Annotated in this window: 13 protein-coding genes and 1 pseudogene; 9 read left to right on the top strand and 5 right to left on the bottom strand. The window is 70.0% G+C overall.

The window, feature by feature from the left end; all coding sequences use genetic code 11:
- A partial coding sequence (locus VB737_RS02390) for an FAD-dependent oxidoreductase (RefSeq protein WP_500310818.1) occupies positions 1 to 487 on the bottom strand: 487 nt, incomplete at its 3' end.
- 155 nt (positions 488 to 642) lie between these two features.
- Positions 643 to 1,098, bottom strand: a pseudogene (psbQ, locus tag VB737_RS02385) (photosystem II protein PsbQ); the annotation flags it as partial.
- Between the two features lie 124 nt (positions 1,099 to 1,222).
- On the opposite strand from psbQ, the gene purU reads away from it, so the two are divergent.
- Both purU and VB737_RS02375 read left to right on the top strand, forming a co-directional pair.
- Positions 1,223 to 2,077, top strand: a complete 855-nt coding sequence (gene purU, locus VB737_RS02380; RefSeq protein ID WP_500310816.1) for a formyltetrahydrofolate deformylase — start codon at positions 1,223 to 1,225, stop codon at positions 2,075 to 2,077.
- Positions 2,078 to 2,126: 49 nt separating this feature from the next.
- Positions 2,127 to 3,407, top strand: a complete 1,281-nt coding sequence (locus tag VB737_RS02375; protein ID WP_500310814.1) for an O-antigen ligase family protein — start codon at positions 2,127 to 2,129, stop codon at positions 3,405 to 3,407.
- Here the strand turns inward: VB737_RS02375 and VB737_RS02370 are convergent.
- Positions 3,334 to 4,947: a B12-binding domain-containing radical SAM protein gene (locus VB737_RS02370; protein WP_500310812.1), complete on the bottom strand. Its 1,614-nt coding sequence runs from the start codon at positions 4,945 to 4,947 to the stop codon at positions 3,334 to 3,336. The genes VB737_RS02375 and VB737_RS02370 overlap by 74 nt on opposite strands.
- Positions 4,948 to 5,095: 148 nt before the next feature.
- On the opposite strand from VB737_RS02370, the gene VB737_RS02365 reads away from it, so the two are divergent.
- The 5 genes from VB737_RS02365 to VB737_RS02345 all read left to right on the top strand — a co-directional run bounded on the left by VB737_RS02365 (position 5,096) and on the right by VB737_RS02345 (position 8,048).
- The gene (locus tag VB737_RS02365) at positions 5,096 to 6,190 is read left to right on the top strand and encodes a calcium/sodium antiporter (protein WP_500310810.1); all 1,095 of its coding nucleotides are present in this window, start codon (positions 5,096 to 5,098) and stop codon (positions 6,188 to 6,190) included.
- A gap of 70 nt (positions 6,191 to 6,260) precedes the next feature.
- Positions 6,261 to 6,635 carry a nucleotidyltransferase family protein gene (locus tag VB737_RS02360; RefSeq protein WP_500310808.1) on the top strand — a complete coding sequence of 125 codons (375 nt, stop codon included), beginning with the start codon at positions 6,261 to 6,263 and terminating at the stop codon, positions 6,633 to 6,635.
- Between the two features lie 14 nt (positions 6,636 to 6,649).
- The gene (locus tag VB737_RS02355) at positions 6,650 to 6,817 is read left to right on the top strand and encodes a hypothetical protein (protein WP_500310806.1); all 168 of its coding nucleotides are present in this window, start codon (positions 6,650 to 6,652) and stop codon (positions 6,815 to 6,817) included.
- A 259-nt stretch (positions 6,818 to 7,076) separates the two neighbouring features.
- Positions 7,077 to 7,511, top strand: coding sequence for a VOC family protein (locus VB737_RS02350; protein ID WP_500310805.1), 435 nt, complete (start codon positions 7,077 to 7,079; stop codon positions 7,509 to 7,511).
- Between the two features lie 255 nt (positions 7,512 to 7,766).
- Entirely contained in the window at positions 7,767 to 8,048 is a 282-nt protein-coding gene (locus VB737_RS02345) for a hypothetical protein (protein WP_500310804.1), read from the top strand.
- 31 nt (positions 8,049 to 8,079) lie between these two features.
- Here the strand turns inward: VB737_RS02345 and acnB are convergent, their stop codons facing one another.
- The gene (acnB, locus tag VB737_RS02340) at positions 8,080 to 10,680 is read right to left on the bottom strand and encodes a bifunctional aconitate hydratase 2/2-methylisocitrate dehydratase (protein WP_500310819.1); all 2,601 of its coding nucleotides are present in this window, start codon (positions 10,678 to 10,680) and stop codon (positions 8,080 to 8,082) included.
- 190 nt (positions 10,681 to 10,870) lie between these two features.
- On the opposite strand from acnB, the gene VB737_RS02335 reads away from it, so the two are divergent.
- Together VB737_RS02335 and VB737_RS02330 are read left to right on the top strand one after the other, a co-directional pair.
- Complete coding sequence (locus VB737_RS02335) at positions 10,871 to 11,944, top strand: 3-deoxy-7-phosphoheptulonate synthase (RefSeq protein WP_500310802.1); 1,074 nt, start codon at positions 10,871 to 10,873, stop codon at positions 11,942 to 11,944.
- 148 nt (positions 11,945 to 12,092) lie between these two features.
- On the top strand, positions 12,093 to 12,449 hold the full coding sequence (locus tag VB737_RS02330) for a hypothetical protein (protein WP_500310800.1): 357 nt from the start codon (positions 12,093 to 12,095) through the stop codon (positions 12,447 to 12,449).
- Between the two features lie 2 nt (positions 12,450 to 12,451).
- On the opposite strand, the gene VB737_RS02325 is transcribed toward VB737_RS02330, so the two are convergent.
- The gene (locus tag VB737_RS02325) at positions 12,452 to 13,528 is read right to left on the bottom strand and encodes a cyclic nucleotide-binding domain-containing protein (protein WP_500310797.1); all 1,077 of its coding nucleotides are present in this window, start codon (positions 13,526 to 13,528) and stop codon (positions 12,452 to 12,454) included.
- Positions 13,529 to 13,692 lie beyond the last annotated feature (164 nt).

Raw genomic sequence — 13,692 nt, 5'->3', positions numbered from 1 at the left:
CTCCCGGATCCAGCTGGCCGTCGCGGCCGGAGTGGAGCCCCGCCCGCGACGGCTGGGGCAGGCCGGGTTCGAGCTGCTCCAGCCGCTGCCGGTCCCAGGGGTCCAGGGGCAGGCCCAGGGACCGCTTGCGTGCCCCCAGTGCAGCGAGGCGTTCCTCCTCGGCCCCATCCGCCGCCAGCAGCAACACCCCGGAGCGGTAGGGGATCGGATGCCCCCGTTCGGTCAGCTCCTGGCGCCACTCGGCCCAGAGCCCGAGGCTGCGCTGACGCAGGTCCCAGGCCCGGCCCCGGTCCCGGTGGAAGCTGTCGGCCATCAGGACTCCGAGGGCGGCCAGGCTGCCGCTGCGCTCGGGGCCCTCGCCCGCGGCGGCTGCCTGGGCCGGATCGAGCAACAGCACCGCGTGGCCGCGGCACTGCAGCCACCAGGCGCAGGCCAGGCCCACGATGCCCCCACCGATCACGATGACGGAGCTGCCGGAAGACGCCAAAGGAGACCCTCCCGCCTCAGGAGGGGTTGCGGGGCCCGCCGGGGTGCGGATCAGGCGTCGCCGCTGGCGACCGGCTGGGGCGCGGGGGTGTTGGGCGAGGGGGCCGGCGGCACGGCGTTGGACACCTTGGCCTCGGCGCTGAAGGACTCGGCCAGGGCGATGGCCTCGGCCGGGATCACCTCGGCGTAGGAGCTGAAGCCGGTGGCCACCTTGATGTAGTCCTTGCGCAGGTTCTCGCCGTCCTGCAGACGGGCGGCCTCATCAAGCTTGGCCAGGGAGGCCTTCAACTTGGTGGCCCGCTTGGCGGCCTCGGCCCGGTCGGCCGGCAGCAGGCGCTGGTTGATGTAGAGCATCTGGCGACCCAGATCCTGCATCGGGCCGTGAATCAGGTTGCGGGTGAAGACCCAGTTGCGCTCGTTGACCAGATCGGCCAGTTCGGGCAGGCGCTCCTTCGCGGCCAGGAACCCTTCGGCCTGGCGGGCGATCAGGGTCATGTCCTCCGGGCTGATCGTCGGGGCCTTGCGGGTCTGGTCGCCCGAGCAGGCCACCAGGGAAACGCTGAGCACCAGGGCCACGGCAAGCAGGCTGAGGCGGCGCAGGACACCCATCAGGGAGAGGGGCGCGGAGATCGACGCTACGGCCATGGGACGGTGCTGTGACGTGACTGGCGCCGTGACTTTACCGGCCCGCCTGCGCCACCATGACGGTTCCGACCGATCCGTCCCGGAATCATCGATGCGTTCCCCCACGGCGATCCTGCAGCTGATCTGCCCCGATCGGCCAGGGCTGGTGAGCGAACTCTCGGGCTGGGTGGCCGCCAACGGCGGCAACATCCTCCATGCCGACCACCACACCGATGCGGGGGCCGGGCTGTTCCTGAGCCGGATCGAATGGGCCCTGGAGGGGTTCGGCCTGCCCCGTGAGGCGATCGTTCCGGCCGTGGGGGCCCTGGCGGGGCGCCTCGGCGGCGAGGGCCAGGTGCATTTCTCCGACGCCCTGCCCCGGGTGGCGATCTTCGCCAGCCGCCAGGACCACTGCCTGGTGGACCTGCTCTGGCGCACCCGCTCCGGCGAGCTGCCCATGCAGGTGCCCCTGGTGGTCTCCAACCACCCGGACCTGGAGGCGCTGGCGGGTGATTTCGGTGCCCGCTTCGTGCATCTGCCGATCACGGCCGCCTCCCGCTCGGAGGTGGAGCAGGCCCAGCTGGCCCTGCTGGAGGAGGAGGGGATCGAGCTGGTGGTGCTGGCCAAGTACATGCAGGTGCTGAGCCCCGCCTTCCTGGCCCGCTTCTCCCAGGTGATCAACATCCACCACTCCTTCCTGCCGGCCTTCCAGGGGGCCCAGCCGTACCACCGGGCCTGGGAGCGGGGGGTCAAGCTGATCGGCGCCACCGCCCACTTCGTCACCGAGGAGCTGGACGGGGGCCCGATCATCGAGCAGGCCACCATGCACGTGGGCCATCGCGACGAGGTGGAGGACCTGATCCGCAAGGGCCGTGACACGGAACGGCTGGCCCTGGCCCGGGCGGTGCGCCTGTTTCTGCGGCGACAGGTGATGGTCTACAGGGGCCGAACCGCCGTGTTTGATTGAGCCTTCTCCCGGGACCCGCCGTCGGTCCTCCGCTGCCGCCACCGCTCCGGTGATCCGTTTTTCCGCCCTCGACGAGCGCCTGATGGCGCCCAAGCCGCACGCCGCCACGCCCCTGGGCTGGCGCTGCTTCCAGCTGGGGATGTTCCTGCTGGCCAGCAGTGCCTTCCTGGCCGGCCTGGCCCTGCTGCTGGCCCTGATCCTGGGCAGCCGTGGCCGCCGCTCGGTGCTGGCGGACCGGGCCAACGCCGTGCTCCTGGCGGCGGCGGTGCTGATGGTGCTGGGCTGCTTCCGGGCCGCCAGCAATGACCTGGCCTGGCTGGGGCTCGGCAACTGGCTGCCCTTCTTCTGGGGGTTCTGGGGCTTCCAGGTGTACCTGGGCACCCCCGCCGCCCGCCGCCGGGTGGCCCTGGCCGTGGTGGCCGGCACGGTGCCGGTGATCCTCACTGGCCTGGGCCAGATCTGGTGGGGCTGGAGCGGCCCCTTCCAGTGGCTGGGGGGCCTGATCATCTGGCACATCAAGGCCGGCGGCAATCCGCCGGAACGGCTGGCGGGGCTGTTCGACTACGCCAACATCGCCGGGGCCTGGATGGTGCTGGCCTGGCCCCTGACCCTGGCGGCCCTGATGGAGGGGGGCCTCAGCTGGCGGCGCCGGGGGGTGGTGCTGGTGATCGCCGCCGGCCTGGTGGCGGCGGTGTTCCTGACCGATTCCCGCAACGCCTGGGGGGCCCTGATGCTGGCGGTGCCCGTGGTGGCCGGGCCCGGCAGCTGGCTGTGGCTGCTGCCGGCGCTGCTGGTGGTGCTGGCGGTGATCGGCCTGTCCACCCTGCCCTGGGTGCCGGCCGCGCCCCAGGAGCTGGCCCGGCAGGTGGTGCCGGAGGCGATCTGGGGCCGGCTGATCGACCTGGAGCACGGCGGCCAGCGGCCGCTGGCGATCACCCGCCTGGCCCAGTGGCAGGTGGCGCTGGGGCTGATCGCCGAACGGCCCTGGCTGGGCTGGGGGGCGGCCGCCTTCAGCATCATCTACCCGATGCGCACCGGCTTCTGGCACGGCCACCCCCACAACCTGCCGATCGATCTGGCGATGAGCCACGGGGTGCCGGTCGCCGTCCTGGTGGTGGGCCTGGTGCTGTGGCTGATGATCCGGGCCGGGTGGCTGGGCATGGCCGGAGGTGCCCTGTTCGATCGGGCCTGGTGGGCCGCGGCCCTGGTGCTGGTGGCCCTGCACGCCACCGACATCCCCCTCTACGACAGCCGGGTCAATGTGGCGGGCTGGGTGCTGCTGGCGGGTCTGCGCTGCTATCGCCAGCCAGCGCCTCCTGCCGATGCCTGAACAGGGTGGCGGCCGGTAACGGTCCCTCCAGATGGGTCCAGGGCAGCACGCGCTCCTCCCCCCAGGTGGCATGGACCACCTCCTCCCAGGGGGGCGGAGCCGGCAGGGGGACCGGCAGATCCGCCGGTGCGGCCACCTCGCCGGCGCGCGCTGCCCGGTAGGCCTTCTTCCAGCCCCCCTGGCTGTCGTGCTGGCCTCGGGCCGCGGCGATCACCGGCGCCAGGCGGCGGTCGCTGCGGGAGAGCAGGGCCTGGATGACGCTCCAGCCGTAGCTCTCCGGCCGCAGCTCGATGCCCTTGGGCTGCAGGAGCCGAGCCAGCCGCTGCAGGCGCTTCTCCGCCTCCGGTCGCACCCCTTCCCACTGGAAGGGGGTGTGGGCCTTGGGCACGAAGGTGCTCACCCCGAGGCTGAGCCGCAGGCCCGGGGTGGCTTTCTTGAGGGCCAGCAGCAGGTCGGCGGTGGCTTCGATGTCGGCCTCCTCCTCGCTGGGCAGGCCCGCCATGCCGTAGAGCTTCAGGCCGCTGAGGCCCCCTTCCCTGGCGTAGCGGGCGGCCGCGAAGATCTCCTCACTGGCCAGCTTCTTGTTCACCACCCGGCGCATCCGTTCGCTGCCGCTTTCGATCGCGATCGTGAGTGACTTGCTGCCCCGCCGGGCCAGGATCCGCCCCAGCTGGGGGGTCACCGTGGCGGCCCGCACCGAGCTGACGCTGACCCGGGTGCCTTCGAACCGGTCCTGATCGAGCCAGCTGAGCAGGTCGGCGAACTGGGGGTGCTGGGTCACCGAGGCCCCCAGCAGGCCGAGTCGCTGGGTCACCGCCAGGCCCGTCTCCACCGCCGGTATGAGGCCGTCGTCGAGGGAGGCGGTGCGGAACGGCAGGGTCAGGTAGCTGGCCAGGCAGAAGCGGCAGAGCTCCGGGCAGCTGCGGGCCACCTCCACCATGTGGATCGATGGCCAGGCCGCCTCCGGCGTGATCACGGTGGAATGGCTGAGGGTGTTGCCGCGCCAGGTCTGCTTGGCGATGGTGGCCGGCACCTCGGCGGCGATGGGCTCCACCGCCAGCAGGGTGCCATCGGCGTCGTAGCGGGGGGCGTGGAGCGCCGGGACGTAGACCCCGGCAACCCGGGCCAGCTGCCGCAGGCGCTCGGGCCGGGGCAGGGCGCGGGCGGCCTGGAGGGCGTCGATGAAGGCAGGCAGCAGCAGCTCGCCGTCACCCAGCAGCACCACGTCGAAGAAGGGGGCCAGGGGCTCCGGATTGGCCGTGAGCACCGGGCCGCCGCCGAACACGATCGGGTCGTCCTCCCCCCGCTGGTGACTCCACAGGGGGATGCCCTGGCGCTCGAGCAGGTCGAGCAGCACCGGTCCGTCCAGCTCCCAGCTGAGCGACAGGCCGAACAGGTCGCAGGAGCGGTGCAGCGGATCCCCCTGATCCGTGAACAGCCGCCGCACGTCCAGGTCGCTGCGGCGCGCCAGGCTGGCCCACACCACCTGGTAGCCCAGGCTGGTGATCCCCACCGAATAACTGCTCGGGAAGGCCAGCACGGTGCGCAGAGCATCGGCGGCGGGCCTGGCCGGCTCGAACAGCAGGGTTTCCTGGTTCAGGGGGGCGGCGGAAGAAGGAGATCCAGCGTGTCACTTCCGGGGACGCGGTGACGTCTCCCTAGAGTCGGGCGCTCAACGACCGCCTGCCATGCCCACCCTGCCCAGTGTCGTCGAGATCATCCTCGGCATCCTGGTGCTGTTCGGTGGCGGCGAACTGTTCGTGGCCGGTTCCGTCGCCCTGTCCCTGCTGCTGGGCATTCCCCAGCTGGTGATCGGGCTGACGGTGGTCTCCCTCGGCACCAGCGCCCCGGAACTGTTTGTGAGTCTGATCTCCACCCTGCAGGGGGATCCCGACCTGGCGGTCAGCAACGTGGTGGGCAGCAACATCTTCAACATCCTCGTGGTGCTGGGCGCCAGCGCGGCCATCGTTCCCCTGCGGGTCAGGAGCCGCCTGGTGCGGCGCGACGTGCCCCTGCTGCTGGGGATCTCCATGGCCGTGTGGGGCATGGCTTCGGCGGGACGGCTCACCTGGCAGGCGGGGGTGGCACTGTTGTTCGCCCTTGTGGCCAACGTCGTCTGGGAGATGCGCACCGCCTCGGAAGATCCCCCCGAAGCTGCGGAGGAGATCGAGGAGGGTCGGGCCACACCGCTGGTGGCTGGTCTCAAGCTGGCGGCCGGCCTGGCCCTGCTGGTGTTCGGCTCCCAGCTGCTGGTGAAGGGAGCCACCACCGCCGCCGTGGCCCTGGGGGTGAGCCAGACGGTGATCGGCCTGACGATCGTGGCGGCCGGCACCTCGATGCCCGAGCTGGTCACCTCGCTGGTGGCCGCCTACCGGGGTAGGGCCGACCTGGCCATCGGCAACGTGGTGGGCAGCAACCTGCTCAACCAGGTGCTGATCCTGGGGCTGTGCGCGGTGGCCTCCGGCGGCAACGGTCTGGCGGTGGACCCGGTGATGATCAGCCGCGACCTGCCGATCATGGTGGCCACCACCCTGGCCTGCCTGCCGATCTTCTGGACCAATGGGGTGATCTCCCGCCTCGAGGGCTGGCTGCTGCTGGGTCTCTATGGGCTCTATCTGGTGGAGCAGGTCCTGGCCGCCACCGCCGGCGGCGAGATCATGGACAACGCTTACCGGTTCGTGGTGCTGGTGGCGGTGCTGCCGCTGCTGATGGTGTTCCTGGTCTGGCAGGTCCTGCGCTGGAAGCAGCAGCGCAAACTCCTGGCCGTTCCGGGCGGCGACTAGAAGGACGGCAGGCCTGGCTTGGTGTGGTCGCCTCGAGAGGCCCCTGCGGTGAGCAGCGGTAGCGCATTCCATGGACTCCGCCGCCGCACAGCCGTTCGTACCGCCCGCGATTCCCTGGCGTCTGGCCCTTGCACGGCTCTGTGCCGACCCCGAGGTGAGGGCAGTGCTGGCGTTCGGCTCGCGGGCCCGGGGCGAGGCGCTCTCCGATTCCGAACTTGACCTGGCGGTGATCGTGGGCCGCGCCCAGCTCACCCCCGCCGAGAAAGCCGCCTGCTGGCAGCGCTTTCGAGAGGCCCTCGGGCCCCTCGGCTTCAGGGTGGACCTGGTGGTGGCCGGTGCCGCCGACGCGGAACGGTTGAGTGGCTCCCGCTGGCATGGGTTCGGGGATGTCGCCCGCGAGGGGAAGGTGCTCTATGTCGCCGACCGCCTCGGGTGCATGAGCTGACCGACCTCGCCTCTGTGGCGGGACAGGTTCTGGAGCCCCGCCTGGCGGCCCTGCAGGAATTCGCCGTGGAGGCCCGCTACGAGGCAGGCCGCTTCCCGCTGCCCGCCGAGCGATCGGAGCTGCTGGCCCTGCTGGAGGCCGAACTCGACCGCTGCGAGCGGGCGGTGGCGGCGTTCGGCTGATCGGCCAAGCCGGTGGGCGCTCGGCGTTCAGCGCTTCGGAGTGACGCTGGGCAGAGCTTCGTGCTCAAGATTTTCCGTCCAGACCGGCCCCAGTGTGGCGAGATGGGTGTCAACCACTTCCTGGATGGAGCGCTGACCGATGGCCAGGTTGGGGGGCTACGGCCGCAGGGTGTTTCTCCGGGTCTGCCTAGGTCGACGGTGGCGGCGTTGCCCTCAGGGCCACTCGAATTTATGCTTCCCATGGCGAAGGATTTCGGGCTTGGACGTTTCCGCCCAAGCAGCGTTCGGCCGCGCAAACGGAGATTCCATGCGAATTCCACAGGGCTTTTGTACGATCACTCCGTACTTCTTCGTTGAAGGCGCTGACCGCTTTCTTCAATTCCTCGCTGAGGCATTTGGTGGTGTCGAGATTGGCCGCCACATGAACGGCGAGCGCATCGCCAACGCACAAGTGCGGCTAGGAACGTCAACTGTCATGGTCAGTGAGGCATCAGCAGAGTTTCCTGCTATGCCGGCTTCATACTACCTGTACGTCGAGAACGCTGATGAGGCGATGTTGAAGGCCATTGCTGCGGGGAGCATAAAGATCATGGATGTTGCGACCATGCCCTACAACGACAGGCAGGGCGGCATCCGAGACCCGTTCGGAAATCTGTGGTGGTTGTCGGAGCGCCTGACAGATGATCCGTACTGAAGGGCAGGCTGTGCACATCCCTAGGCAGCTCTGCCACTGAACATACGGCCGAAACTGTGGCTCAAGAATTCATTCCACAGTTCACAACAGCCTGGAACGGCCCACCCAGTCATTGCATAGCCGGCAGCAGCTCCGGCAACCGCTTCCGTGGACCCTTGCCCAGCGACGGCGACGTCAGGGTGCGGGTGTATCTGATGCGGCCGGCGGCGCGCCGCCATGAATCCAGCACCTACAATCTCAAAGTGGAGATCAGTCGTGCTCCCTGGCCCCACGGAGGTGCCCTGTGGGTCCGGGGGCAGCGGTAAGGCCAACAGCTGCAAGGCCTCCGTGATCTGCCGGGCCAACAAAAGCGCCACGGTGGTGGTGACGAACCCCGAGGGCCAGAAGCGCCAGTTCCTGTTCGTGAACCGCAAGGCCGTTGCGTCCGATCAGCCCAAAAGGCTCACGGTGCAGCGGCGCGGCGATGTGTCGGTGCTGCTGCTTGGGGAGAACGTCGAGCGCTACGAGATCGTCGACGCCCTGGTGGTGGGGGGCTGAGGTTCCAGCCCCTGGTGAGGGATTGTGCTCCCTACACTTCCGCCAGCACCTTCTCCTCCTCCTCCACGCTCACCACCCGTCCCACATCCTCGAAGCCATCGATCTGGTCGAAGTTGAGGTAGCGGTAGAGCTGGTCGGAGAGGGGGTCGATCTTGGCCGCCGCGATCTCCAGGTACTCGGCCGGGCTGGGGATGCGGCCCAGCAGGGCGCACACCGCCGCCAGTTCGGCGCTGCCCAGGTACACCTGGGCGCCGTTGCCGAGGCGGTTGTTGAAGTTGCGGGTGCTGGTGGAGAACACGGTGGTGTTGTCCTCCACCCGGGCCTGGTTGCCCATGCAAAGGGAGCAGCCGGGCAACTCCATGCGGGCGCCGGCAGTCTCGAACTTGGCGGTGTAGCCCTCGGCCCGCAGCATCTCGTCGTCCATGCGGGTGGGCGGGCAGACCCACAGCCGGGCGGCGCTGGTCCCGGCACCGTCAAGCACCGTGGCGGCGGCGCGGTAGTGGCCGATGTTGGTCATGCAGGAGCCGATGAACACCTCATCGATCCGGTCGCCGGCCACCTCGCTCAGCAGCTTGACGTTGTCGGGATCGTTGGGGCAGGCCAGGATCGGTTCGCTCAGTTCGTCCAGGTTGATGTCGATCACCGCCGCGTACTCGGCGTCGGTATCGGCCTCCATCAGCACCGGATCGGCCAGCCAGGCTTCCATCGCCTTGATCCGCCGCGCCAGGGTGCGGGCATCGCTGTAGCCCCGGGCGATCATGTTGCGCATCAGCGCCACATTGCTGCGCAGGTACTCGCTCACCGTCTCGACGCTCAGCTTGATCGTGCTGCCGGCACAGGAGCGTTCGGCGGTGGCGTCCGTCAGTTCAAACGCCTGCTCCAGTTTGAGGTCGGGGAGCCCTTCGATCTCCATGATCCGGCCGCTGAAGATGTTCTTCTTGCCGGCCTTCTCCACCGTCAGCAGGCCCTGCTGGATGGCCACGTAGGGAATGGCGTTGACCACGTCCCGCAGGGTGACGCCGGGCTGCAGGGAACCGGAGAAGCGCACCAGCACCGACTCGGGCATGTCGAGTGGCATGGCGCCGATGGCGGCGGCGAAGGCCACCAGACCGGAGCCGGCCGGGAAGGAGATGCCGAGGGGGAAGCGGGTGTGGCTGTCACCGCCGGTGCCCACCGTGTCCGGCAGCAGCAGGCGGTTGAGCCAGCTGTGGATGATGCCGTCGCCGGGCCGCAGGGCGACGCCGCCGCGGGAGCTGATGAAGTCAGGCAGCTCGGCGTGGGTCTTCAGATCCACCGGCTTGGGGTAGGCGGCGGTGTGGCAGAAGCTCTGCATCACCAGGTCGGCGGAGAAGCCCAGGCAGGCCAGCTCCTTCATCTCGTCGCGGGTCATCGGCCCGGTGGTGTCCTGGCTGCCGACGCTGGTCATCAGCGGTTCGCAGCTCGTGCCGGGGCGCACGCCCGCCAGGCCGCAGGCCTTGCCCACCATCTTCTGGGCCAGGGTGAAGCCCTTGCCCGTGTCGAGCGGGGCCACCGGCCGGATGAAGGCCTCCGAGGGGGGCAGGCCCAGCTGCAGCCGCACCTTGTCGGTGAGGGAGCGGCCGATCAGCAGGGGGATGCGGCCGCCGGCGCGCACCTCGTCGGCGATGGTGCTGGGCTTGAGCTCGAAGCGGGCCAGCACCTCCCCGGCCCCCGCTTCACCGGCGGCCCGCTCGATCGTGCCGGCGTGGGGCCGGATCGTGATCACGTCGCCGCTGCTGAGGGCGCTCACGTCGCACTCGATCGGCAGGGCGCCGGAGTCCTCGGCGGTGTTGAAGAAGATCGGCGCGATCTTGCCCCCGAGCACCACGCCGCCGCTGCGTTTGTTGGGCACGTGGGGGATGTCGGTGCCGATGTGCCAGAGCACCGAGTTGATCGCCGATTTGCGGGAGCTGCCGGTGCCCACCACATCGCCCACGTAGGCCAGCGGATGGCCCTTGGCCTTCAGCTCGGCGATCAGGCCGAGCCCTTCGGGCATCCGCGTCTCCAGCATCGCCATCGCGTGCAGGGGGATGTCGGGGCGGGTGGTGGCGTGGGTGGCCGGTGAGAGGTCGTCGGTGTTGGTCTCCCCGGTCACCTTGAACACCGTGACGGTGATCGCCTCCGGCAGGGGCGGCCGGGCGTGGAACCATTCCGCCGCCGCCCAGCTGTCCACCACCTGGCGGGCCAGGGGGTTGGTCTCGGCCAGCTCCAGCACGTCGTGGAAGGCGTCGTACACCAGCAGGGTGCGGCTCAGTCCCCGGGCCGCCTCGGCGGCGACGTCCGCCTGCGGGCAGGAGAGCAGCGCGATCAGGGCGCCGACGTTGTAGCCGCCGATCATCGTGGCCAGCAGCCGGGTGGCCTCCAGGGGGCTCACCAGGGGGCTTGTGGCCGTTCCCTTGGCGATCCCGCTCAGCCAGCCCGCCTTCACGTAGGCGGCCTCATCCACCCCCGGCGGAATCCGTTCGCTCAGCAGGTGCAGCAGGAAGGCCTCCTCGCCGGCGGGCGGCTGCTCCAGCAGCTCGGTGAGGGCCTGGGCCTGGGGGGCGGTGAGCGGCAGGGGCGGCACGCCGAGGGCCTCGCGGGCCGCGGCGGCCTCGCGGTAGCTGGGCAGCAGCTCAGCGGGGGAGAGGGGGGCGGGACTCGGGGAAACGGACATATGGACGCAGGACCGCATGGGCATCCCTTCCATTGTTCTTCCCCGCGGGTCCGCCCTCTGGTGACAACGGCTGCAGAAGTCGGCGCTGGCCTCGGTGCCGCCAGTTCGTAGGCTGGGGGGTCTGACCCATTCCCGCCGGCCGCCGCGCATGATCCCCACCTCCGATCTCCACGTGGTGGAAACCCGGCCGCTGGTGCCGCCGGCCGTGCTGCACGCGGAGCTGCCCCTGTCGGAGCAGGCGGCCCGCACCGTGCAGCAGGCCCGGGAGCGGATCAAGGCCATCCTCCACGCCGGCGACCAGCGGCTGCTCGTGATCGTCGGCCCCTGCTCGGTCCACGACGTGGCCGCCGCCCGGGAGTACGCCGAAGCCATCGCCCAGGCCCAGCGCCGCCACCGCGATGAGCTGGAGATCGTGATGCGGGTCTACTTCGAGAAGCCCCGCACCACCGTGGGCTGGAAGGGGATGATCAACGACCCCCACCTCGACGGCAGCTACGACATCAACACCGGCCTGCGCCGGGCCCGTTCCCTGCTGCTGCACCTGGCAGAGCTGGGCCTGCCGGCGGCCACCGAGGTGCTCGATCCGGTGGTGCCCCAGTACCTCGCCGACCTGATCAGCTGGACCGCCATCGGCGCCCGCACCACCGAGAGCCAGACCCACCGGGAGATGGCCTCGGGCCTGTCGATGCCGATCGGCTTCAAGAACGGCACCGACGGCAGCGCCGCCACCGCCATCAATGCCATGGAGGCGGCCGCCCGACCGCACCATTTCCTGGGCATCAACAGGGAGGGCCAGGCCGCGATCGTGTCCACCACCGGCAACCCGGACGGGCACCTGGTGCTGCGGGGCGGCAAGAGCGGCCCGAACTACCACGCCGAAGCGGTGGAGGCAGCGGCGGCCCTGCTGGCCCGCGACGGCCTGCCGGCGCGGCTGATGGTGGACTGCAGCCACGGCAATTCCAACAAGGACTACCGCCGCCAGGGGGAGGTGCTGCGCAGCGTGGCCGAGCAGGTGCGGGGCGGTTCCGTCCACGTGATGGGGGTGATGCTGGAGAGCCATCTGGTGGAAGGCAATCAGAAGATTTCCGCCGACCTGGCCTCACTCACCTACGGCCAGAGCATCACCGATGCCTGCATCGATCTGGCCACCACCCTGGACCTGCTCGTCGAGCTGGCCGAGGCCGTGCGCCAGGCCCAGGCCCGCAGTCTGGCCCTGGCCTGAGGGGCTCCGCTCTTCTCCAAGGCAGCACAATCAGCACTCCAAGGGTGAGAGTGCTGATCCCATCTTCTACAACAGAGTGTTCCTGGTGAACAGCTGACTGGCCTGCCCTGGGTACGTTTGGCAGCAGCAAGATCGTGGTGGGCTGCTGATGACCTATCTCCTGCAGTTCTGCGGGTTGTCCGACCCCTTGCAGCTCTTCTATCTCGAACAGAAATCCGTCACCTCCCCCGCCGGTGGCCCACCCGCCCCCGGCCCGATCTACGGCGGCTTCCGCCCCTTCCAGCTCGACGACCTGCTGGGCTGGGCCCTGGACACGGCCCGGGGCCGCTGCTGGGACGGTGAGGCCATCCAGCGCCTGGTGATCGATGTCTGGATGGAGCGGGCCGATGTGATCCGCCAGTGGCAGCTGCGGCTGCGGGAGGAGCCCGCCGAGCGGGTGCTGGTGGCCGGCATCGGCACCCAGCGCGACTGGGAGCTCCGCTGCGAGCAGCTGCTGCGGGCCTGACCTCAGTCGCCCTCGAGGCCGAACAGGTGGCGCATGCGCTCCAGGATCGAGGTCTGGCGGCGGGCCGCATCCGGGGAGGAGAGCTTCTCCAGTTCGGAGCGCCGCTGGCCCACGATCGCCGCCATGGCGTCCAGCACCCCGGCATCGTCCTCCACCAGGGGCATGAAGTCGTCCCGTTCCACCTCCAGCAGCACGCATTCCCCCCGCGAGCGCACCGTGGCCGTGCGGGGTTCCCCGGTGCAGACCGTCATCTCCCCGAAGATCTGATCCCGGCCCAGCACCGCCACCGAGCGCCCCAGGGTGGAGCCGTCGGCTTTGAACACCTCCACTTCGCCATCCACCACCTGGAACAGGGCCTCCCCCTCCTCCCCTTCGGCCACGATCGTTTCGCCGGAGCCGAAGCGCAGGCAGCGCACCTCCGAGGCCAGCCGCTCCACCTGCTCCGGATCCAGCTGGGCGAACAGCCAGCTGCGCCGCAGCAGCTGCGCCGTCAGCGAGGCGTCCACGCCGGTGGGATGGGCCGGATCCCGCTGGGGCTGGCGCCGCTTCAGCTCCCTGACCGGATAGGGCAGCTCCCAGCCCTGCCGCTCCAGGGCGTACCAGATCTGCTCCAGCAGCTCGCTGCGCAGCCGCAGGCGGTCCCCCTCCGACGGTCCGCGCTGGGCGGCCTGCAACTCGTAGCGGATCCAGGAGTCCTCGTAGGCGCTGACCAGCACCTCCGGCGGCGGATCGTTCAGCATCAGGGGGTTGTCCACCATCACCCGCACCAGCAGCCGCCGGGCCCGGGCCGGCGGGATCTCGTAGCCGAGGGCGATCTCGAAGCGGTTCCCCACCGGCTCGTGCTGGCTGAAGCGCCGCATCGGGTTGTCCGCCACCGTGTTGTTGGGCAGGTTCACGGTCGAGCCGTCCTTGCGGCGCAGGCGGGTGCTCATCAGGTGCAGGGATTCCACCGTGCCGCTCTCCTCGCCGACGCTGATCCAGTCCCCCTCCCGGAAGGGGGGATCCAACTGCAGCTCGATGCCGGCGAACAGGTCCTTGAGCGATTCCTGGGCCGCCAGGCCGATTACGGCGGTGAGCACCGCCGAGGTGGTCAGCAGACCGACCAGGTTGAGGTTGGCCAGCGCGCGGCCCGACGCAGCACCAGCTCCGACACCTGCAGACCAGCCACGACGGCGATCAGCAGGACGGCGAGGGCCGTCGGCTGGCGGGCGATGGTCAGCAGCCCCCAGCCCAGGGCGGCCAG

This window comes from Synechococcus sp. BA-120 BA3 (assembly GCF_034931285.1).
Classification (GTDB): domain Bacteria; phylum Cyanobacteriota; class Cyanobacteriia; order PCC-6307; family Cyanobiaceae; genus Cyanobium.
Note: the sequence above shows the minus strand (reverse complement) of the source record. Positions and strands in the feature narration are given on the sequence as shown.